Source organism: Blastococcus sp. SYSU D01042 (assembly GCF_054050515.1).
The window spans coordinates 347,293-367,096 of sequence record NZ_JBJGZM010000004.1 but is presented as its reverse complement, the minus strand read 5'-3'; the positions used below and the strand labels follow the sequence as shown (position 1 = coordinate 367,096).

20 protein-coding genes, 1 pseudogene and 1 riboswitch are annotated in these 19,804 nt (G+C 74.2%); of the genes and pseudogenes, 10 read left to right on the top strand and 11 right to left on the bottom strand.

Annotated features, from left to right (window positions below):
• Positions 1–26: 26 nt before the first annotated feature.
• Positions 27–674, top strand: a complete 648-nt coding sequence (locus ACI79H_RS10665) for a class I SAM-dependent methyltransferase (protein ID WP_456554353.1) — start codon at positions 27–29, stop codon at positions 672–674.
• A 4-nt stretch (positions 675–678) separates the two neighbouring features.
• On the opposite strand, the gene pdxY is transcribed toward ACI79H_RS10665, so the two are convergent.
• Positions 679–1,530: a pyridoxal kinase PdxY gene (pdxY, locus tag ACI79H_RS10660; protein WP_456554352.1), complete on the bottom strand. Its 852-nt coding sequence runs from the start codon at positions 1,528–1,530 to the stop codon at positions 679–681.
• 80 nt (positions 1,531–1,610) lie between these two features.
• On the opposite strand from pdxY, the gene ACI79H_RS10655 reads away from it, so the two are divergent.
• Positions 1,611–2,462 (top strand): formate/nitrite transporter family protein, encoded by an 852-nt coding sequence (locus tag ACI79H_RS10655; protein ID WP_456554351.1) that lies wholly within the window; start codon positions 1,611–1,613, stop codon positions 2,460–2,462.
• A gap of 4 nt (positions 2,463–2,466) precedes the next feature.
• Here the strand turns inward: ACI79H_RS10655 and ACI79H_RS10650 are convergent, their stop codons facing one another.
• The 4 genes from ACI79H_RS10650 to ACI79H_RS10635 form a co-directional block, all read right to left on the bottom strand.
• The gene (locus ACI79H_RS10650; RefSeq protein WP_456554350.1) at positions 2,467–2,874 is read right to left on the bottom strand and encodes a rhodanese-like domain-containing protein; all 408 of its coding nucleotides are present in this window, start codon (positions 2,872–2,874) and stop codon (positions 2,467–2,469) included.
• Positions 2,871–3,428, bottom strand: coding sequence for a cysteine dioxygenase (locus ACI79H_RS10645; RefSeq protein ID WP_456554349.1), 558 nt, complete (start codon positions 3,426–3,428; stop codon positions 2,871–2,873). Before ACI79H_RS10645 ends, ACI79H_RS10650 begins: the two co-directional genes overlap by 4 nt.
• Positions 3,429–3,648: 220 nt before the next feature.
• On the bottom strand, positions 3,649–4,149 hold the full coding sequence (locus tag ACI79H_RS10640; protein ID WP_456554348.1) for an NADPH-dependent FMN reductase: 501 nt from the start codon (positions 4,147–4,149) through the stop codon (positions 3,649–3,651).
• A 68-nt stretch (positions 4,150–4,217) separates the two neighbouring features.
• Complete coding sequence (locus tag ACI79H_RS10635) at positions 4,218–5,867, bottom strand: Na+/H+ antiporter (RefSeq protein ID WP_456554347.1); 1,650 nt, start codon at positions 5,865–5,867, stop codon at positions 4,218–4,220.
• Between the two features lie 170 nt (positions 5,868–6,037).
• On the opposite strand from ACI79H_RS10635, the gene ACI79H_RS10630 reads away from it, so the two are divergent.
• The 4 genes and pseudogenes from ACI79H_RS10630 to ACI79H_RS10615 all read left to right on the top strand — a co-directional run bounded on the left by ACI79H_RS10630 (position 6,038) and on the right by ACI79H_RS10615 (position 8,453).
• Positions 6,038–6,673 carry a sigma-70 family RNA polymerase sigma factor gene (locus ACI79H_RS10630; RefSeq protein ID WP_456554346.1) on the top strand — a complete coding sequence of 212 codons (636 nt, stop codon included), beginning with the start codon at positions 6,038–6,040 and terminating at the stop codon, positions 6,671–6,673.
• Positions 6,670–7,476, top strand: a complete 807-nt coding sequence (locus ACI79H_RS10625; RefSeq protein ID WP_456554345.1) for an anti-sigma factor — start codon at positions 6,670–6,672, stop codon at positions 7,474–7,476. Before ACI79H_RS10630 ends, ACI79H_RS10625 begins: the two co-directional genes overlap by 4 nt.
• A gap of 28 nt (positions 7,477–7,504) precedes the next feature.
• A pseudogene (locus ACI79H_RS10620) lies at positions 7,505–7,897 on the top strand (mismatch-specific DNA-glycosylase); the annotation flags it as partial.
• Between the two features lie 109 nt (positions 7,898–8,006).
• Complete coding sequence (locus ACI79H_RS10615) at positions 8,007–8,453, top strand: flavodoxin family protein (protein WP_456554344.1); 447 nt, start codon at positions 8,007–8,009, stop codon at positions 8,451–8,453.
• Positions 8,454–8,514: 61 nt separating this feature from the next.
• On the opposite strand, the gene ACI79H_RS10610 is transcribed toward ACI79H_RS10615, so the two are convergent.
• Both ACI79H_RS10610 and mqo read right to left on the bottom strand, forming a co-directional pair.
• A complete protein-coding gene (locus tag ACI79H_RS10610) occupies positions 8,515–8,718 on the bottom strand; it encodes a cold-shock protein (protein ID WP_040339557.1) in 204 nt (67 codons plus the stop codon).
• A 200-nt stretch (positions 8,719–8,918) separates the two neighbouring features.
• Positions 8,919–10,421: a malate dehydrogenase (quinone) gene (gene mqo, locus ACI79H_RS10605; protein WP_456554343.1), complete on the bottom strand. Its 1,503-nt coding sequence runs from the start codon at positions 10,419–10,421 to the stop codon at positions 8,919–8,921.
• A gap of 184 nt (positions 10,422–10,605) precedes the next feature.
• On the opposite strand from mqo, the gene ACI79H_RS10600 reads away from it, so the two are divergent.
• Positions 10,606–11,475, top strand: coding sequence for a tryptophan 2,3-dioxygenase (locus ACI79H_RS10600; protein WP_456554342.1), 870 nt, complete (start codon positions 10,606–10,608; stop codon positions 11,473–11,475).
• Positions 11,476–11,483: 8 nt separating this feature from the next.
• Here ACI79H_RS10600 and ACI79H_RS10595 read toward each other — a convergent pair whose 3' ends face one another.
• Entirely contained in the window at positions 11,484–12,605 is a 1,122-nt protein-coding gene (locus tag ACI79H_RS10595; protein WP_456554341.1) for a hypothetical protein, read from the bottom strand.
• A 266-nt stretch (positions 12,606–12,871) separates the two neighbouring features.
• On the opposite strand from ACI79H_RS10595, the gene ACI79H_RS10590 reads away from it, so the two are divergent.
• Positions 12,872–14,191 carry an RNA polymerase sigma factor gene (locus ACI79H_RS10590; RefSeq protein WP_456554340.1) on the top strand — a complete coding sequence of 440 codons (1,320 nt, stop codon included), beginning with the start codon at positions 12,872–12,874 and terminating at the stop codon, positions 14,189–14,191.
• Between the two features lie 54 nt (positions 14,192–14,245).
• Here the strand turns inward: ACI79H_RS10590 and ACI79H_RS10585 are convergent, their stop codons facing one another.
• The 3 genes from ACI79H_RS10585 to ACI79H_RS10575 form a co-directional block, all read right to left on the bottom strand.
• Positions 14,246–15,337, bottom strand: coding sequence for a hypothetical protein (locus ACI79H_RS10585; protein WP_456554339.1), 1,092 nt, complete (start codon positions 15,335–15,337; stop codon positions 14,246–14,248).
• Positions 15,334–15,828, bottom strand: coding sequence for a SigE family RNA polymerase sigma factor (locus ACI79H_RS10580; protein ID WP_456554338.1), 495 nt, complete (start codon positions 15,826–15,828; stop codon positions 15,334–15,336). The genes ACI79H_RS10585 and ACI79H_RS10580 overlap by 4 nt, the downstream gene beginning before the upstream one ends.
• Positions 15,829–16,018: 190 nt before the next feature.
• Complete coding sequence (locus ACI79H_RS10575) at positions 16,019–17,878, bottom strand: phosphoenolpyruvate carboxykinase (GTP) (protein WP_456554337.1); 1,860 nt, start codon at positions 17,876–17,878, stop codon at positions 16,019–16,021.
• Positions 17,879–18,137: 259 nt separating this feature from the next.
• Here ACI79H_RS10575 and ACI79H_RS10570 point away from each other — a divergent pair, with 259 nt between their 5' ends.
• Entirely contained in the window at positions 18,138–18,986 is an 849-nt protein-coding gene (locus ACI79H_RS10570; protein WP_456554336.1) for an SGNH/GDSL hydrolase family protein, read from the top strand.
• A gap of 26 nt (positions 18,987–19,012) precedes the next feature.
• The gene (locus tag ACI79H_RS10565; protein WP_456554335.1) at positions 19,013–19,339 is read left to right on the top strand and encodes a hypothetical protein; all 327 of its coding nucleotides are present in this window, start codon (positions 19,013–19,015) and stop codon (positions 19,337–19,339) included.
• Positions 19,340–19,430: 91 nt separating this feature from the next.
• Positions 19,431–19,594, top strand: a riboswitch (cyclic di-AMP (ydaO/yuaA leader).
• Positions 19,595–19,804: the final 210 nt, after the last annotated feature.

Genomic DNA, 19,804 nt, shown 5'->3' with positions numbered 1-19,804 from the left:
GGCGCGGCGGGGCGAGGGTGGCGCCCATGCCTCGCGGCGCGGTGCACCACCCCTGGTTCGCCCGGCTGTGGGTGCGGATCGCGGCGGCGATCGAGGTCCAGGGCGCAGCGGAGCACCGGGACCGCCTGCTGGCGGGGACCTCCGGGCGCGTCCTCGAGGTGGGCGCCGGCACCGGGGCGAACTTCGCGCACTACCCGCCGACCGTCGACGAGGTCCTCGCCGTCGAACCCGAGCCGCACCTGCGCGAGGTCGCCGTCCGGACCGCCGAGCGGCTCGCGCACCCGCGGGTGCTGGTCGTGGACGGGACCGCCGAGCACCTGCCGGCGGACGACGGGTCCTTCGACGCCGCCGTCGTCTCGCTCGTCCTGTGCAGCGTCCCGGACCAAGCGGCGGCGCTGGCCGAGGTGCACCGGGTGCTGCGCCCGGGCGGGCGGCTGCACTTCTGGGAGCACGTGCGCGCCGACGGCGGCCGGCTCGCCCGCGTGCAGCGCCTGCTCGACCGGACGGTGTGGCCGGCGGTCGGCGGCGGCTGCCACACCGCGCGGGACACCGAGGCGTCGATCACCGCCGCCGGGTTCGCGCTCGAGCGGGTCGAGCGCTTCCGTTTCCCCGAGACCCGGGTGCCCTCGCCGACCGCGCCGCAGGTCCTCGGCACGGCCCGGCGGCAGGGCTAGCGCGTCAGACCTCCTCGACGGCGAAGGTGCGGGAGGGGGAGACGAACTCGTCCTGGGCCTCCACGAGCAGGATCTCCCGGGACTGCGCCGCCTCGGTGCGCGCCAGCAACCCGAACACCGACGCGGCGGCCGCGGCCAGGGCGTCGGCGGGGGAGCGGCTCTTGAGCAGGTGGGCCAGGAACAGCGCGGCGATCGCGTCGCCGGCACCGTTGACCGAGAGGTCGAGGCGGGGCGTGCGCACCCGGTAGTGCCGCCCGCCCTCGGAGGCCAGCAGGTCGACCGCGTCGGCGGGGGTGTCCTCGGCGTCGACCGAGGTCGTGAGCACCACGCGCGGCCCGAGCGCCTGGACCGCGGCGACGGCGTCCTTGATGGAGGTCAGCGAGCGGGTGGTCACGCCGGCGAGCAGGTCGAGCTCGTAGTGGTTGGGCGTGACGACGTCGGCGGCCGGGACGGTGACCTCCCGCATCAGCTCCTCGATGCCGGGCCGGACGAACACCCCGCGCCCGACGTCGCCGATCACCGGGTCGCAGCAGTAGACGGCGTCCGGGTTGGCCGCCCGCACGCGCGAGACGGTCTGCAGGACGGCGTGCCCGATGTCGGCCGAGCCCAGGTAGCCCGAGAGCACCGCGTCGCACGAGCCGAGCACGCCGCGGTCGGAGATGCCGTCCACGACCTCCTCGACGGCCTGCCCGTCGAACACCCGGCCGGTCCACTTGCCGTAGCCGGTGTGGTTGGAGAACTGCACCGTGTGCACCGGCCAGACCTCGACGCCCAGGCGCTGGAGCGGGAAGACGGCGGCGGCGTTGCCGACGTGCCCGTAGGCGACGTGGGACTGGATGGAGAGCACGTTCAGCACAGGGAGAACGTAGCCGCGGGGCGCGAGTCGCGGCGGGGCGGACGGGGTAAGCGGCCCGCCCCGGCTCCCTGGAGGCAGCGATGACCGCACGCGAACCGCAGGAGATCGCCCGCGTGGCAGCTGCCACCGGCGCGAAGAAGGTGCACCGCACGTGGGACAAGGTGCTGGTCAGCGCCTTCCTCGCCGGTGCCTACATCGCCTTCGGCGGGCTGGTCGCCATCGCGGTCTCCTCCGGGCTGGACGCCGACACGTGGGGGACGCTGCCCACGCTGTTCACCGGCGCCACCTTCACCCTCGGCCTGGTGCTCGTGCTCATCGCGGGCTCGGACCTCGCCACGGGCAACATGGCGCTGGTCCCGCTGGGCGCCATGCGCGGCAAGCTGGGCGTCGGCGACGTCGCGAAGAACCTGTCGCTGGTGCTGCTGGGCAACCTGCTCGGCGCCCTGCTCGTCGCGTTCTTCCTCGCCGTGCAGACCGGCGTGATCGGCGACGCGGACGCCGGCGGCAACGCCGGCCTGACCTACGAGCGGCTGGCCGGCATCGCCGAGGGCAAGGCGCTGGGGGAGTCGCCGTGGCAGACGTTCCTGCGCGCGGTGGGCTGCAACTGGCTGGTCTGCCTCGCGGTGTGGATGTCGCTGGCGGCGACCACCGTCTCGGGCAAGATCCTGGCGATCTTCTTCCCGATCATGGCGTTCGTGGCGATGGGCTTCGACCACGTCGTCGCCAACATGTTCTTCCTGCCCGCGGCCATCTTCGCGGGCGTGCCCGACATCGGCTGGGGCGAGACGCTGCTCAACTGGCTGCTCGCCGGGGCCGGCAACCTGGTCGGCGCCGTCGTCTTCGTGTCGACGTCGTACTGGTACCTCTTCCTCAAGGACCAGCCCGACGAGCAGCCCGACCCGGCCGGCGCGGAGAGCGCCGAGCGGGCCTGAGCACTCAGCGCGTCGGCAGCCCGGCGGCCAGCCAGGCGGTGAACCCGCCGACGACGTCGGTGGCGCGGTGCAGCCCCAGCGACCGCAGCGCGTCGGCGGCCAGGCTCGAGGTGTAGCCCTCGGAGCACAGGACGACGACCTCGACGTCGGACCCGGTGGCCTCGGGCAGCCGCGCGTCGCTGGCCGGGTCGAAGCGCCACTCCAGGACGTTGCGCTCCACGACCAGCGCGCCGGGCACCTCGCCCTCCCGGGCGCGCTGGGCAGCGGGGCGGATGTCGACCAGCAGCGCGCCGCGCGCCACCCGGGTGGCCGCCTCGGCCGGGGTGACCCGGTCCAGGCGGGCCCGGGCGTCGGCCAGCAGCTCGTCTATCGTCCGCGCTCCTGCGGGGCGGGCGGTCGTCGGCGCGCTCACCAGTCCACCCCGGCGCGCTCGGTGCCGGTGCGCCGCAGCGCGCCGCCGTCCACCTCGTAGCGGTTCATCCACGACAGCCCGGGCGTGTACACGTGCACGCTGACCGCCGGCGCGGGGCCGGTGTTCGTGACCTGGTGGACGTGGTGGCGGCCGAAGTGCCGGACCCGGCCGGCCGTCAGCTCCTCGGCGGCCTCGCGGACACCGTCGCGGGCGGCGGTCACGACCCGCTCGTGCAGCGCGCCCTGCACGACGGCGAAGGCGCCGGCGGAGGTGCCGTGGTCGTGCAGGGGCGTGCCCTGGTCCGGCAGCCAGGAGAGCAGCCAGACCTGGGCCTCGTGGAGCTCGGGGTGCAGGGAGGGGTCGACCAGGTCCGCGGCCCTCGACGACGGGAGCAGGTGGGTCCAGCGGCTGCCGGCGCGGTACTCGACCAGGTCGGTCCAGCGGTCGGAGGCCACGGCCAGCGCGGCGGCGAGGCCGGCGGCGCCGGTGCGGCGGGCGGTGCCCCCGCGGGGCCGGGTGGAGAGGGTGCCGGGCAGGAGGGTGCTGTGCGTCATGGGGACATCCAGGGGGAGGGGCGCGCTCGAGGACCCCGGACCGGTGCCGGGGGAGCGCGGGGGTGGAGGTGGCCGGGCGTGCGTCAGCAGGCCGGACACAGCGCGCTGGCCGTCCGCAGCAGGTCCACGGCGGACCGGCGGCACAGCTCGTTCGCGATGACCACGTCCCGATAGGACCAGGCGAGCCATTGCCTGTCAAGCGCATCGGGTTGGTAGGGAATCAGCGGCGCAGCCCCGCGCGGGCCGCAGCGACCTGGACGCGGGCCCGCTCGAGCCAGCCGTCCAGCGCGCCGGGCGCGTCCCACGCCTTCTCCATCAGGTAGAGCCCCCGGGTCGGCGTCGTCGCGCCGAGCTCCACCAGCACCGGCTTGAGCAGCAGCTCGGGCGCCAGCGCGTGGGTGGGACCGCCGCCGAGCATGAGCGGCACCGCGGTGACGCCGGCGAGGTCGCCGGTGCCGATCTGGTCGAGGAACAGCTTGAGCAGGCCGGTGTAGGTGGCCTTGTAGGTCGGGCTGGCGACGACGGCCAGCTCCGCCGCGCGCACGGTCGCCACCGCCTGCTCGACGGCCGGGTCGCCCCAGCCGAGCAGCCCCGGCCCCAGGTCGACGACGTCGATGACGACGTCGGCCGGCGCGCCGGTGAGCCGCTCGACGACCAGCTCGGCGGCGGCCCGCGTGCGGGAATTCGGCTTCGGGTTGCCGACGACGGCGACGGTGCTCACGGGCAGCTCCTCCGAACCGGTACGGGCCGAGCGCACCTTATCGATCGGATTGCTCGGGTTACCCCGGCCTAGGCGCCGGGGCGCGCCGGCAGCAGCCGCTCCTCGTGGTCGAGCTCGCGCTCGAGGATGCGCAGGCTCTCGTCCGGCAGCCGGCCGGTGTCCCGCCAGTGGAGCAGCTCGGCGCGCTGCGCGTCGATGACCGAGCGACGCACCCGGAGGGCCGCCTCGTACTCCCGTGACATGGGGATCTCGCCGGCCTCGGCGGTCTGCAGCAGGTCCAGCCGCTGGCGGTAGCGGGTCAGCCGGGTGGCCAGCTGCCCGCGGATGGTGGTGATCACCTCGTCGTCGACGTGGTCGTGCCGCTCGGCCTCCAGCTCGGCGAGGTGCGCCAGGCCGGCCTCCACCGAGGCCGCCCGCGCCTCGTTGCGCAGCCGCGCCTCGTCCGCCTGGTCGGCGCGCAGCCCGAGTGCCCGCACGACCGGCGCGAAGGTCAGCCCCTGACCGACCAGGGTGACCAGGACCGCGAGCAGGGCGCAGAACAGCAGCAGGTCGCGGTCGGGGAACGGTGCCCCGGACTCCGTCACCAGCGGGAGCGAGAAGATCGCGGCCAGGCTGATGACGCCGCGGGTGCCCGCCCAGCTCAGCGCCACGATCTCGCGGCCGGTCAGCCGGCCGTGCTCGTGCGCCTCGGGGTCGTCGGCGACGCCCTGGCTCAGCCGCACGTGCAGCGACTGCGGCAGGTGCTCGGTCAGCCACAGCCACAGCGGCCGCAGCAGCAGGACGACGCCCACGGTGACCAGCGACGCCGTCCAGACGGTGGAGGCCTCGTAGGCGGCCAGCCCGTCGATGATGCCCGGCAGCTGCTGGCCGATCAGCAGGAAGACGATGCCCTCGAGGACGAAGTCGACCAGCCGCCAGACGGCGTTGGTCTGCAGCCGGCTCGCCCCCGAGGCCCAGCTCGGGTTGTGGTGGCCGATGACCAGGCCGGCGATCACCACGGCGAGGACGCCGGAGACGTGCACCGCCTCGCCGAGCAGGTAGGCGACGAAGGGCGTGGCCAGCGAGATGGCGTTGGACGACAGCGGGTCGCTGCGCAGCCGGCGCAGCGGCCGCACGCCGACGGCCACGGCCATGCCGACCGCGATGCCGCCCACCGCCGACACGAGGAACTGCCCGACCGCGCCGGGCGCGGAGAAGCCGTCGCCCTGCGCGGCCGCGATCGCGACGCCCAGGATGGTCAGCGCCGTCGCGTCGTTGAGCAGGCCTTCGCCCTGGATGAGCGTGATCAGCCGTGGCGGGAGGCCCACTTTCCGGCCGACCGCCAGGGCGGCCACCGGGTCCGGCGGTGCCACCGCGGCGCCCAGCGCGATGCCCGCCGCCAGGGTCGCCCCGGCGACGAACAGCTCGAACGCGACGCCGATGAGCAGGGCGGTGGCCAGGACCAGCAGCACCGACAGGCTGACCACCGTGCGCAGGTTGCGGCGGATGGCGGTCAGCGAGGAGTCCAGCGCGGCGCTGTAGAGCAGCGGGGGCAGGACCAGCAGCAGCACCAGCTCGGGGTCGAGGGTGATGTTCGGGCCGGGGAGGACGGCGTAGGCGATGCCGCAGAGGGTCAGCAGCGCGGCCTCCGGGAGGCCGGTGCGGGCGGCCACCCAGTGGGCCGCGACGATCACGGCGACCCCGCCGAGGACCAGGAGGAGCAGGGTCTCGGCAGGCACCCGCCCAGTCTCAGGGGGCGTGAACCGATCCGCCGATCGGTACGAATGCTTCCCGGAAGGTGTGCCATCGACCCGAGGAGCAGCGCGTGCGACCGACCGCCGGGTTCCCGCTCACCGTCGTCCGCGGTGCGCGCGCCGTCGCGGCGCCTCCGCCGGATACCGTGGCAGCCGTGGAGGAACCGGCGAGCCGGCCGGAGAACCCGGCCGCCGTGGCGCTGCTGGCCCGCGTCCGCGCGGGCGACCGGCGCGCCGTCGACGAGCTCTACGAGCTGTTCGGTCGGCAGGCGTTCGCGCTGGCCCGCCGCATCCTGCTCGACGACGGGCTGGCCGAGGACGTCGTGCAGGAGGTCTTCCTGTCGGTCTGGCGCAACCCGGCCGCCTTCGACGAGCGGCGCGCGGCCGTCTCGTCGTGGCTGCTGGCGATGGTGCACCACAAGGCGGTGGACGCGGTCCGCCGCGAGGAGGGACACCGGCGGCGCGGCCGCCGGGCGGAGGACGACATGGCGCTGAACGCACCGACGGCCACCCGCGACGCCGAGGAGCAGGCGGTCGACCGGGTGGTCTCCCAGCAGGTCCGCACGGCGCTGGCCGAGCTGCCCGACGCGCAGCGCGAGGCGCTGGCCCTGGCCTACTACGGCGGCTACACGCAGCGGGAGGTGGCGGCGCTGACCGGCGTGCCGCTGGGCACCGTCAAGACCCGCATGCTCTCCGGGATGCGCAAGCTGCGCGCCACCCTCGACGGCAGCGCGGGGGCTGCCGCCGAGGGCCGGGGCGCGGCCGCGCCGACCGACGGGAGCGCCCGGTGAGCGCCGCCCGTCCCGGCCCCGGGCACACCGAGGCCTTCGAGGAGCTGGCCGTCGGCTGGGCGCTGCACGCCCTGGAGCCGGAGGACGCCGAGCTGTTCCTGCCGCACCTGGACGGCTGCGCGCGCTGCCGCCAGGTCGTCGACGAGACCGCCGACGTGATGGCGGGGCTGGCCACGGCCGCGCCGTCGGCCGAGCCCCCGCCGGGGCTGCGCGAGCGGCTGCGCGAGGAGGTGGCCCGCACGCCGCAGGACGACGTCGTCGGAGCGCCGGCCGCATCCGCGCCGCAGGCCCAGCCCGCGGCGCCGCCGGCCGTCGTCGTGCCCGCGGCCGTGCCCGCGCCGCGCCGTCGCTGGACCGCGGTGCTGGCGGCCGCCGCCGTCGCCGCGGTGGTGGGCCTGGGCGGCTGGACGGTCGTGCTGCTCGGCGACCGGGACGAGGCGCGCGACCTGGCGGCCGCGGAGTCGGCGGTGGTCGAGCAGCTGCTGCGCCCCGGCCCGGCGACGGTCGTCCCGGTGACCGGCGACGACGGGCGGACCGTGGCGACGCTGCTCACCCGCGACGACGGCGTGCAGGTGGTCAGCTCCGCCCTCGAGCCCAACGACCGCGATGCCGAGACCTACGTGCTGTGGGGTCTGGACCGGGGCGCGCCCGAGGCCCTCGGCGCCTTCGACGTCGACGGCCCGGACCTGGAGCTGGACACCCTGGAGGCCGAGGGCGCCGACGCGTTCCCGAGCTACGGCATCAGCATCGAGCCCGGCCGCCAGGCACCCGAGGCGCCGACCGACGTCGTCGCCCGGAGCTGACCGACCGGCCGGACCCCGGAGGACCGTCGTGCCCGCGCCCTCCGCCCCCCAGCCGCGGCCGGGCAAGCCGCTGCCCGACGTCGTGGCCCCCGGCCTGGACGTCCTGTTCTGCGGGATCAACCCCTCGTTGACGTCGGCGGAGCGCGGGCACCACTTCGCCCGCCCGGGCAACCGGTTCTGGCCTGCGTTGCACGTCGACCGGCCCACGCGGACGGCGGCCGAGCTCGATCGGGAGGAGCTGCGCGCCGGGGCCACCGCGCTGGCCGCGCTGGTCGACCGGTACCGGCCCCGCGTCCTGGCCGTCCTGGGCATCGGTGCCTACCGGCTGGCGTTCGAGCGTCCCCGGGCCGGACTCGGCGAGCAGTCCGAGCGGATCGGGGGCGCCCGCACCTGGGTGGTGCCGAACCCGAGCGGGCTCAACGCGCACTTCCAGCTCGCGGACCTCGCCCGGCTCTACGGCGCGCTCCGCGCCCCCGCGACGACCAGGGCCCCTGAGCCCGCGAGGCGGCGCGGCGCGGGAGGATCACCGCATGGCTCGCCTGCTCGTCGTCCACCACACGCCCTCACCCGCGCTGCAGGCGGTGCTCGAGGCGGTGGAGGAGGGCGTCGCGCTGGCCGAGGGGACCGAGCTGGTCCTGCGGCCGGCGCTGTCGGCGGGCCCGGCCGACCTGCTGGCCGCCGACGGGGTGCTGCTCGGGACGCCGGCCAACATCGGATACATGTCCGGTGCGCTCAAGCACTTCTTCGACACCGTCTACTACCCGTGCCTGGAGGCGACCGTCGGCCTGCCGTACGGGGTCTACGTGCACGGCAACGACGACACCGCGGGCGCCCTGTCCAGCATCGCCCGCATCACCGGGGCGCTGCGCTGGAAGCAGGTGGCCGCGCCGTTGAGCCTCACCGGTGCGGCGTCCGCGGCCGACCTGGACGCCGTCCGCGAGCTCGCCGCCACCGTCGCCGTCAGCCTCCCGGGCTGAGAACGCCGACGGGGGCCACGGCGCACCAGGCGCCGTGACCCCCGTCGGGGATCGGTTCAGATCAGATGGGGCGGACGTTCTCCGCCTGCGGGCCCTTCTGGCCCTGCGTGACGTCGAACTCGACCTGCTGGCCCTCGTCGAGCGAGCGGTAGCCGTCGCTGACGATGGCGGAGTAGTGGCAGAAGACGTCGGCGCCGCCGCCGTCCTGGGCGATGAACCCGAAGCCCTTCTCCGCGTTGAACCACTTCACAGTGCCCTGAGCCATGTCGTTCTTCTTCCGTGCTGGAGGTGACCGGAGCGGCAATTCGCCGCTCCGGGGCCGCCGCACCGACCGGCAGGACCGAGAGGAACGTCAGGGCAGAGACGACTGCGGACGTTCGAGAACGAGCAGAGGTACAACAGCGACCGGGTGGAACAGTACCCCGGGATCGCCGGCAGGCGGTCGAGGGCCCCGGGGACGGCGGCTCAGCCGGTGAGCTCCAGGGTCTGCATCGTCTCGGTGCGCACCCGGCTCAGCAGCTCCGGGTCCTGCGACAGCGAGCGGCCGTAGGAGGGGATCGCCTCCTGCAGCAGCGGCTTCCAGGCGGGGATCTGCTCGGGGAAGCAGCGCTCCAGCAGCGTCAGCATCGCCGCGACCGCCGTCGAGGCACCGGGGGAGGCGCCCAGCAGCCCCGCGATGGTGCCTTCCGCGCCGACGATCAGCTCGGTGCCGAACTGCAGCATGCCCTTGCCGGTGGCCGGGTCGCGCTTGATCACCTGGACGCGCTGGCCGGCGGTGATCATGTCCCAGTCGGCCTGCTCGGCCTCGGGCACGAAGCCCTGCAGGGTCGTGTGGCGGGCGGACCGGGACTGCAGCAGCTCGCGGATGAGGTAGCGGGTCAGGGCCAGCTCCGTGCGGGCGACGCCGAGCATCGAGCCGAGGTTGTTCGGCCGGACGCTGAGCGGCAGGTCGAACATCGACCCGGCCTTGAGGAACTTGGGGGAGAAGCCGGCGTAGGGGCCGAACAGCAGCGAGTGGTCGCCGTCGATGAGCCGCAGGTCCAGGTGCGGCACCGACATCGGCGGCGCGCCGACGGCGGCCTGCCCGTAGACCTTCGCCTGGTGCTTGCTGACCAGCTCCGGGGAGGTGGTCCGCAGGAACATGCCGCTCACCGGGAAGCCGCCGAAGCCGGCGATCTCCGGGATGCCGGTGCGCTGCAGCAGCGGCAGGGCGCCACCGCCGGCGCCCACGAAGACGAAGCGGGTGCGGACGGTGCGCGGCTCGCCGGTCCGCGTGTCGCGGACGGTCACCCGCCAGCGTCCGTCGGTCTCCCGCTCGATCTCGGTGACCTTCTGGTTCGTGTGCGCGGCGACGCCGCGGGTCTCGGCGTCGGCCAGCAGCAGCTTGGTGAGCGCGCCGAAGTTGACGTCGGTGCCCGACACCGAGCGGGTGGCGGCCACCGCTTGGGTGCGGTCGCGGCCGGACATGACCAGCGGGATCCACTGCGCGAGGACGTCGGGGTCCTCGGTGTGCTCCATGTCGGCGAACAGCGGCTGGGCCTTGAGCGCGGCGTAGCGAGCCCGCATGTAGCGGCGGCCCTCGTCGCCGGTGACGAAACTGACGTGCGGGACGGGGGTGATGAACTCCTTGGGGGAGCCGGTCATCCCGCCGCGGACCAGGTGCGACCAGAACTGCCGCGAGACCTGGAACTGCTCGTTGATCGAGACGGCCTTGGTCGCGTCCACCCGGCCGTCCGGACCGGCGGGGGTGTAGTTCAGCTCGCACAGCGCGGCGTGCCCGGTCCCGGCGTTGTTCCAGGCGTCCGAGCTCTCCCCGGCCAGCGCCGGCCCCGCCTCGAAGACGGTGACCGACCAGTCGGGGGCGACGACGCCGAACAGCGCGGCGAGGGTGGCGCTCATGATCCCACCACCCACGAGCACCACGTCGGGGTTCGCGCTGTCAGCTACTACGCCGTGATCCGAAGTCACTTCTGCCTCTCTGGCCTACCGCGGGAGGGCGCCCACGGAGCGCCGCACCCTAGATGGTCGGACGAAATGACCGCCGACGTGAGCCGCGGCGGTGTGAGGTATCTCGCGCAGCACCCCGCCGAGCGACGGACGGGCACTCTTCCAGAGGGGCCGGCGCGGCTCCCGGGAGGGCTAGCGTTCGGCCATGGCCTCCGCCCCCGACGACCCGGCCCGCGCCGAGCGCGAGCTGGAACGTTCCATCCGCACCGACCTGACCGCCGACAGCAGCTACGGCGGCTACCTGGGGCTGGACCAGCTGCTCGCCGCGCAGCAGCCGCGCAGCCGGCCGGAGCACCACGACGAGCTGCTGTTCATCGTCCAGCACCAGACCAGCGAGCTGTGGCTCAAGCTGGTGCTGCACGAGCTGGTCGCCGCCCGCGGCTACCTCGCCGCGGACGAGCTCGACCCGGCGCTCAAGTGCCTGGCGCGGGTGAAGAACATCCAGCGGACCCTCACCGAGCAGTGGTCGGTGCTGGCCACCCTGACGCCCCGGGAGTACGCGCAGTTCCGCGGCGCGCTCGGGAACGCCTCGGGGTTCCAGTCCCACCAGTACCGAGCCGTCGAGTTCCTCCTCGGCAACAAGAACGCCGCGATGCTGCAGGTGTTCGAGGGGGAGCCCGCGGCCCGGCAGCTGCTCGCCGAGCTGCTGGAGGCACCGACGCTCTACGACGAGTTCCTCCGGCTGCTGGGCCGGGCGGGCTTCGACGTCCCCGAGGCGGTGCTCGCCCGCGACGTGCGCGAGCCGTGGCGCTTCGAGGCCGGGCTGGTGCCGGTGTTCCGCCGGATCTACGAGTCGACCGAGACGCCGTGGGGCGTGTACGAGGCCTGCGAGAGCCTGGTCGACATCGAGGACAACTTCCAGATGTGGCGGTTCCGGCACCTGCTCACCGTCCAGCGCACGATCGGCGCCAAGACCGGGACCGGCGGCTCCTCCGGTGTCGGCTTCCTGCGGCGCGCGCTGGACCTGACCTTCTTCCCCGAGCTCTACGCCGTCCGCACCGAGATCGGCACCTGACCGGCCCCTCACCCCGCGGGCGGCGGCCGGTGGGGCGGAGCCGGTGAGCGGGCGACGGCGTCGTCCGGCGGGCTGAGCGAGATCAGCCCCCGGCGCACCGCGTCGATGACGCTGCCGGCGACGAAGAGGTCCTCCTGGGTGGACGTCCGGGTGCGGCGGACGTCGTCGGTGAGCCGCCGCAGCGCCTCGTCGGCCGTCCGCAGCGCGTCGGGGTCCGCGCTCTCCGCCCGCACGGAGCGGAGCGCGCCGGCCAGCGCGGCGAGGACGCGGGCCGTCGCCGGGCGGAGCGCCGGGCCGAGCGCCACCTGCTCGAACTCGGCGCGCTCGGTGTCGGCGAGCACGTCGGTGAGCTCCTCGACCAGCAGGGTCAGCCGCTCCAGCGCGCGGGCCTGCCGCACCTGCTGCCCGGCGTCCTCGGCGTAGCGGCGGGCCTTCCGGTTGCCGCGCTGCGACTCCAGCGCCTGCCCGACGGCGGCCCGCATCTGGGCGAGCAGCGGGTCGATGGTGCGGGTGCGCTCCCGCCAGCCCTCCTCGGTCGGCGGGCTCTCCTGCCGCAGTCCGTCGGCGAGGTCGTCGAGCTGCTCGGCGAGCTCGGTGCGCAGGAGCTGCAGCTGGGCCTGCGCGGGAGCGAGGGGGAGCGGCGGGAAGGCCGCGGTGACCGCGAGCCCGACCAGGGCGCCCAGCAGGGTCAGGCCGCAGTAGCCGAGCACGTAGGCGGTGGGGTCGCCGCTGCCGATGACCAGGACGAACAGCGCCGACGTCGGCACCCAGCTGCGGGCGCCGCCCAGCCGGGACCATCCGGCCACCAGGACGCCGACGGCGACCACCAGCGCGATGGTCAGCAGGTTGGGCCCGGCGAGGGCCTCCGCGGCGAGCGCGACCGCGGCGCCGAGCGAGATCGCCGTCACCGCCTGCGCCGCCTCGCGGGCCGATCCGGTCAGCGTCGTCGACGTGGCGATCACCGCGCCGAGCGGGGCGTAGTACGGGTAGTCGGCCGCCGGTCCGGGGACGAGCCGGACCAGCGCCCAGGCCAGCGAGGCCGCGAGCGCGGCCTTGAGCGCCATCCCCAGCCGGGGATGGCGGGCCCAGACCCGGCGCGCCCGGCCGAGCACCTCCGTCGGCGTCCGCATCCGGGTCGCTGTGCCCCGGACGGCGGCGTCCGGAACACGCCCCTCCCACCCCCGCGGGCGACGCGGGACGGAGGGCGGCGGCACCGGCGCCGAGCACGGGCTAAAATGACTCGTCGTCCCCGGGAACGCGCCGATCCGGCCGGGACCGCAGGACATCCGACCCCCACCCCTCAGCGCGTGCCGGCTCCTCGTCGCGCACGTGCCGGCCTCTCCGCTAGGACTGCAGGTTCTCGCGACGCCGTCCGATCCCGTCACGAGAGGCGACGATGACTGCGACCGACATCGCCCAGCCGGCCCCCCAGGGGACCGGCGACCCCGCCCCCGCGCCGGCCACGAAGCCCCGCGCCAAGGCGGCCGCCAAGCCCAAGGCGCCCGCGAAGCCGAAGGCCGCCGCCAAGCCCAAGGCGCCGGCGAAGCCGAAGCCTGCTGCCGCTGCGGCGGAGCCGGCCGACGACGAGCCGGCCGCCGACGACCTCCTCGAGGCCGCGACCCCCGGTGAGGCCGTGACCATCGCGACGACCGCGCAGGTCGACGAGGAGGACGACGCCGAGGCGCCCGAGGCCGACGGCGAGGCCGCCGCAGGCGCGCCCACCGGCGAGTTCGAGTGGGGCGACGAGGAGGAGTCCGCGGCCCTGCGCAAGGCCCGCAAGGACGCCGAGATGACGGCCTCGACCGACGCCGTCCGCGCCTACCTCAAGCTCATCGGCCGGGTGAAGCTGCTCACCGCCGAGGAGGAGGTCGACCTCGCCAAGCGGATCGAGGCCGGGCTCTACGCCAGCCACAAGCTCGCCGACGCCGCCGCCGCGGGCGAGACCCTGCCGGTGACCCGGCGCCGCGAGCTCACCTGGGTGACCCGGGACGGCGAGCGGGCCAAGGACCACCTGCTGGAGGCCAACCTCCGCCTGGTGGTGTCGCTGGCCAAGCGCTACACCGGCCGCGGCATGGCGTTCCTGGACCTGATCCAGGAGGGCAACATGGGCCTCATCCGCGCGGTCGAGAAGTTCGACTACACCAAGGGCTTCAAGTTCTCGACCTACGCGACGTGGTGGATCCGGCAGGCCATCACCCGCGCCATGGCCGACCAGGCCCGCACCATCCGCATCCCGGTGCACATGGTCGAGGTCATCAACAAGCTCGGCCGCATCCAGCGGGAGATGTCGCAGTCCCTCGGCCGCGAGCCCACCCCGGAGGAGCTGGCCAAGGAGCTCGACCTGACCCCGGAGAAGGTGCTGGAGATCCAGCAGTACGCCCGGGAGCCGATCAGCCTCGACCAGACCATCGGCGACGAGGGCGACAGCCAGCTCGGTGACTTCATCGAGGACTCCGAGGCCGTCGTCGCCGTCGACGCCGTCAGCTTCGGCCTGATGCAGGACCAGCTGCTGAGCGTCCTGCAGACGCTGTCCGAGCGGGAGGCCGGCGTGGTCCGGTTGCGCTTCGGCCTCACCGACGGCCAGCCGCGCACGCTGGACGAGATCGGCCGCGTCTACGGGGTCACCCGCGAGCGGATCCGGCAGATCGAGTCCAAGACGATGAGCAAGCTGCGCCACCCCAGCCGCTCCCAGGTGCTGCGCGACTACCTGGACTGAGCAACACCGGACGAAGGCCCCGACCGGTCGGTCGGGGCCTTCGTCGTTCCCGCGTCAGTCCGTGGCGGCGGCCCATTCCGCAGCGGTGGTCTCGTCGTAGTACCGGGTGAATCCGCAGCCCTCGCCGATGAAGCCCCGACCCTCGACGTCGCTCAGCACGCCCGAGACGAGCAGGCGGGTGCCGTGGACGTAGGTCTCGACGGACTCTCCCTCCGGCGTCCGCGGGTAGGGCCCGTCCATGTGCAGGGTCACCGTCTCGCCGGCGCCGCCCCGGTACCAGGCGTGCACGCGGAAGGTGACCGAGTAGTAGCTCTCGGCCTCGGTCTCTCCGGGCAGCGGGGCGAAGCGCTGCTCCCCGATCCCGGTGATCGTCCCGTCCAGGGCGAAATCCTTCGCAGCGATCAGGGTGGGGGAGTACTCGGGGCAGCTCGCAGCGTCGGTGGCCGGTAGTGGGCCCGCCGGCAGCTCCCCGGCCGCGATGGCGGCCCACTCCGCAGCGGTGGCCTCATCGTGGTAACGGGTGTAGCCGCAGGAGAAGCCGAAGAGGGCCATGTCCCCGGTGGCGGTCGGCGTGCCGGATGCGCGCTCGGTCGGGGCGAGCACCCCGGACACGAGCAGGCGGGTACCGATGCCGTACGTCGAGACGCTCGAGTCCTCCGTGTCGGGCCCGTCCAGGACCACGTCCACCGTCGCGCCGGAGCCGCCGGCGTACCAGGTCTGCACCCGGAAGGTGACGGTCATCTTCTGACGAGCCATCTCCGGACCCAGGTCCGTGCCCGGCTCGACCCCGGTCACGGTGCCGGCGAAGGCGAAGGCGCCCTCCTGGGTGAGATGGCCGGCGAGCCCGACGGGCGAGTAGCCCTGGCAGTCCCCGCTCGCGCTGCCAGGGAGGGCGCCCACACCGGTCGGCGGCGCGGTGTCGGCGACCACGCGCGAGGTATCCCCGGAGCCCGGGTCCCATGCTGCGACGGTGCCGCCCCCGACGGCCACCACCGCGGCCACGAGCAGGGCCGCGCACGTCCGCTGCGTGCGTCGGCGGCGCTGCGCCGTGTGCACGGCGACGGCGGCCAGGCCACCCGCGTCCGGGGCGCCAGCCGCCTCGGCGGCGAAGAGCTCGCGGAGCCGGCGCTCGATCGGGTCGGTCATGGTGCCTCCTGGACGGTGTCGATGACGGCGGTGGACCGGAGACCGGCCAGGGCGCGGGAGGCGGTCGCCCGCACGGAACTCGCGGTTGTCCCCATCGCCTCGGCGATCGCGGCGTCGTCGAGGTCGGCGGAGTAGCGCAGCACCAGCACGGTGCGCGCCCGTGGGGCCAGGTCGGCCAGCAGCGTGCGCATCTGCTCCCGGGCTGCGAGGGCGTCACCGGGAGCGGCTGCGGGGTCGAGCGAGGTGTCGGGCAGATCGGTCGGGCGCTCGGTGCTCGACCGACGGCGTCGCCAGCTCAGGTGCGCGTTCACGAGCATCCGCCGGACGTACGCCGCCGGGTCGTCCGCCGCTGTGACCTTCCGCCAGTGCCGGTAGGCGTCAGCCAGTGCCGTCTGGGTCAGGTCCTCCGCGAGGTACCGGTCGCCGGTCAGGACGAACGCCAGCCGCAGCAGGGGAGCTCCCTGTGCCGCCACGAACTCCTCGAACGTCATGCCCTGCTCCCGTCAGTGGTCTCCACCTGGTCAGACGCATCGACCCCCGCCCGGCGCTGCACGCGGGGCGGACGGATCCTGCAGGGTCGGCCTGGCGGGACGCCGGCAGGAGCGCGCCGGAGAGACGACGAAGGCCCCGACCGTGCGGTCGGGGCCTTCGTCGTTCAGGAGGGTGCGAGCCCTCCGCGGATCACGTCGCCTCGGCGTCCAGGGCGTCGGAGACGCGGCGGTGCGCCGCCCAGATCTCCTCGGGCATGTCGCGGAACAGCGAGAGGTGCTGCTCGCGGTGCGCCATCTCCTGCTGCCAGCGGTGGGTGTCGATCGACAGGAGCGTCTCCAGGTCGTCCGGACGCAGGTCGTCCATGCCCTCGAGCTGCAGCTCCTCCTTGGTCGGCACGATGCCCACGGGGGTCTGCCGGCCGGTGACCTCGCCGTTGCGCAGCTGCATGAGCCACAGCAGCGGGCGCAGGTTGTCCCGGTAGCCCGGCCACAGGAAGCGGCCGTCCTCGCCCCGCTGGAACCAGTTCACGTGGGCGAAGACCGGCTGGTCCTCCGCGGCACCGATGATCTTCAGCCAGTGCTCGGCGTACCGGCCCTCGGAGTAGGCCATGAACGGCCGCATCGACATCGGGTCGTACCGCAGGACGCCCTCGGTGCCCTCGGCGGCGAAGGTCGCCTCCGCACCCAGGGTCAGGCCGTCGTAGACGCCCTCGGCGAGGTCGGTGATCGCGCGGATCAGCGGCTCGCGGTCACGGGTGCGGCCACCGAAGATGATCGCGTCCACCGGGACGCCCTTCGGGTTCTCGTAGTCCGGCGCGATGTTCGGGATGTTCGCCAGCGTGGTGGTGAACCGGCTGTTCGGGTGCGCCCAGGGCTCGTCCTTCGCGTCCTCGGACCGCTCCGAGATCAGCTCGCCCTTCCAGTCGCGCCACCCGTCGGTGTCGGCCGGCGGGTTCTTCGACTTGCCCTCCCACCAGACGTCCTGGGTCTTCTCGTTGTAGGCGACGTTGGTGAAGATCGTGCCGGTGCCCTCGGAGATCGCCTCGACGGCCGTCGGGTTGGTCACCTCGTTGGTGTCCTTGGCGACGCCGAAGGCGCCGAACTCGGGGTTGATCGCGTAGACGCGACCGTCCTCCTCGTCGACCCACAGCCAGGCGATGTCGTCGCCGTAGAAGTGCACCTGGTAGCGGTCGCCCAGGGCGTCGGGCGACAGGATCATGGCCAGGTTCGTCTTGCCCGACGCGCTGGGCATGCCACCGCAGATGTGGTACGTGCGGCCGGTCTCCTTGTCGGTGATCCCCAGGAGCAGGAACTGCTCGGCCAGGAACTTGCCCGACGCCCAGCCGTCGTAGGTCGCCTGGCGCAGGCCGTGGGCGATCTTGCCCAGCAGCGCGTTGCCGCCGTAGGAGGAGCCGTAGTGGAGGATCGTGCGCTCGTCGGCGATCGTCACGAAGTAGCGCTGGTCCTCGGCCGTGCCCTGGCCCAGGCTGTCCAGGTCGCCGGTCACGTGCACGCCGCGGACGAAGTAGTCCTGGTCGGCGAGGTCGTTGACGTACTGCACGCCCACCCGCGCCATGCGGATCATGTGCAGGACCACGGTGCGGGTGTCGGTGAGCTCGACGCCGGTGGCGAAGGGCTGCAGCGGGGATCCGGGCGGGGCCATCACGTAGGGGACGACGTACATCGTCTTGCCCGCGGACCTGCCGGCCATCCGCTCCTCGAGCATCGGGCGCATCTCCGACGCGGGGCGCCAGTTGTTGTACTCGCCCTTGTCCTCGGGGTTGTTCGTGGCGACGACCGTCCGCTCCTCGGAGCGGGCCGTGTCCTTCGGGTGGCTGCGGGAGTAGTACCGCCCCTCGCCCGCCGGCAGGATCTCGCCCGCCTCCAGCGCCTCGGCCAGCAGCCGCGCGTCGTCGGAGGCGTTGACGACCTCCACCCGCTCCGCGCCGGTGTGCTGTGCCCAGTGCTTCACGTAGGACCGGACGGCTTCGTTCGTCAGTCCAGCTTCGTCCAGTACCGCGTCAATGGCAGTCACGAGGATCCTCTCCATCCGCTACGACCCACCTTCTCCTCCCGGGCACGATCCAGCCACCGCGCCCCTCGCATGAGGAGCGGCGCGGACCCCGGCCCGGGAGATGTCGGGTGATCGTGTCAGGCGTGTGAACTCCCGTGGACGGCGGGAGGCCTTCGGGGCGGGTGGGAGCATCCGGAAGGAGTACTTCCCACGCTCGCGCGTGTGAGCTGCGTAACTCGGGCACCACGGCGTCGTTGTCCCCAGCGGCCCCGTCCCCGCCTCCCCGGAGCTCACCGTGCGCCGTCTCGTCGTCCTGCTGCTCGCCCTCCTCGTCACCTCGGTGGTCGTCGCGCCGTCGTCCTCGGCCGGTGGGCCGGTCCGCTACGTGGCGCTGGGGGACTCCTACAGCGCGGCCTCCGGCGTGCTGCCGCCGGACCTCACGGCCCCGCCGCAGTGCCTGCGCTCGACGGCGAACTACCCGCACGTCATCGCGGCGGTCACCGGGGCGCAGCTGACGGACGTGACGTGCGGCGGCGCGGACACCGGTGACTACCTCGCCCCCCAGCACCCGGGCGTGGCCCCGCAGCTGGACGCCGTCACCCGCGACACCGACGTGATCACCATGACCATCGGCGGCAACGACAGCGGGGTGTTCATCAACGCGATCACCCAGTGCGGCGCCGCCGGGCTCTCGACCCTGGGCCAGGGCAGCCCGTGCCGGGACCGCTACGGCGCCTCCTTCGAGGACACCATCCGGAACACGACCTACCCCTCGCTGGTGCAGGTGCTGAAGGCCGTGCGCGCCAGGGCGCCGCACGCCGAGATCGCGATCCTCGGCTACCCCTCGATCCTGCCCGCGACCGGCGGGTGCTTCCCGCTGATGCCGGTCGCGGTGGGCGACGTCCCCTACCTGCGCGGCGTCCAGGCGACGCTGAACGACGCCGTCCGGCGGGCCGCGAACGCGGCCGGCGTGACCTACGTCGACCTGAGCCGGGCCTCCGAGGGGCACGACGCCTGCCAGCCCGTCGGCGTCCGCTGGGTGGAGCCGGTCCTTGCCGGCACCAACCCGGTCATCGTCCACCCGAACGCCCTCGGCTCGTCGCGCATGGCCGGCGAGGCGCTGGCGGCGCTGCGCCGCCTCTGAGCCCCCCAGCAGGAGGGAGCAGGCACGTGGCCGACCTCGGTGAGGTCTTCGCCGCCGCCGTCCGCCGGGTGCTCGCCGAGCACCCGGAGGACGAGGAGCACCGGATGCTGCACGCCCCCGCCCTGGCCGCCGGCGGCCGGTCGTACGGCTTCGCCAGCGGCGACCAGCTCACCGTGAAGCTGCCCGCCGAGCGCGTGCGCGCCCTGATCGCCGACGGGCGGGGGCTGCCCTGCTCGCCGCGCGCGGGGCGGCCCATGCGCGAGTGGGTGCAGATCCCGTCGCCGGACGAGGAGGAGTGCGTGGCGTGGCTGCGCGAGGCGCGCGCCTTCGTCACCGGCGCCCGGCACCCATGAGGCGCGTCACGCCCGAGCGGATTGTCACGGAACCGTAACGGTGGTTACCGTTGAGCGGTCCGGAGGTCGCAACCTCCCCACCCGGGGAAGCCGCCGGACGCCGTTGAGTCGCCCTCGTCCTCCTGGGACGCGGGCGAGCCGGGGACCCACTGCAGCACTGGGGTGAATCCTGCGCCGGGCACGTGCCCGCCGCGGGTAGGGCACTTCTGAGCCCGAATCCGTCAGCTAACCCGGTAAGCGGTATCGGAAGAACGGAGAGCCGCCGGATGGCGCGCCCCTGCACCACCGCACGACCCCGGTCCACCCGCCCCTCCACCCCGCGGGAGACCCCGCACAGCTGAGCGCTGCCTGCCGCTCCGCGCACGCGCCGTCCTCCTCCGGCGGCGACGTCCCGGTACGCCCGCGGTCCCGCACCGGCACCCCCGGTGGTCCGCCCCGCGGCGGTACGCCCTGGAGCCGCAGCGC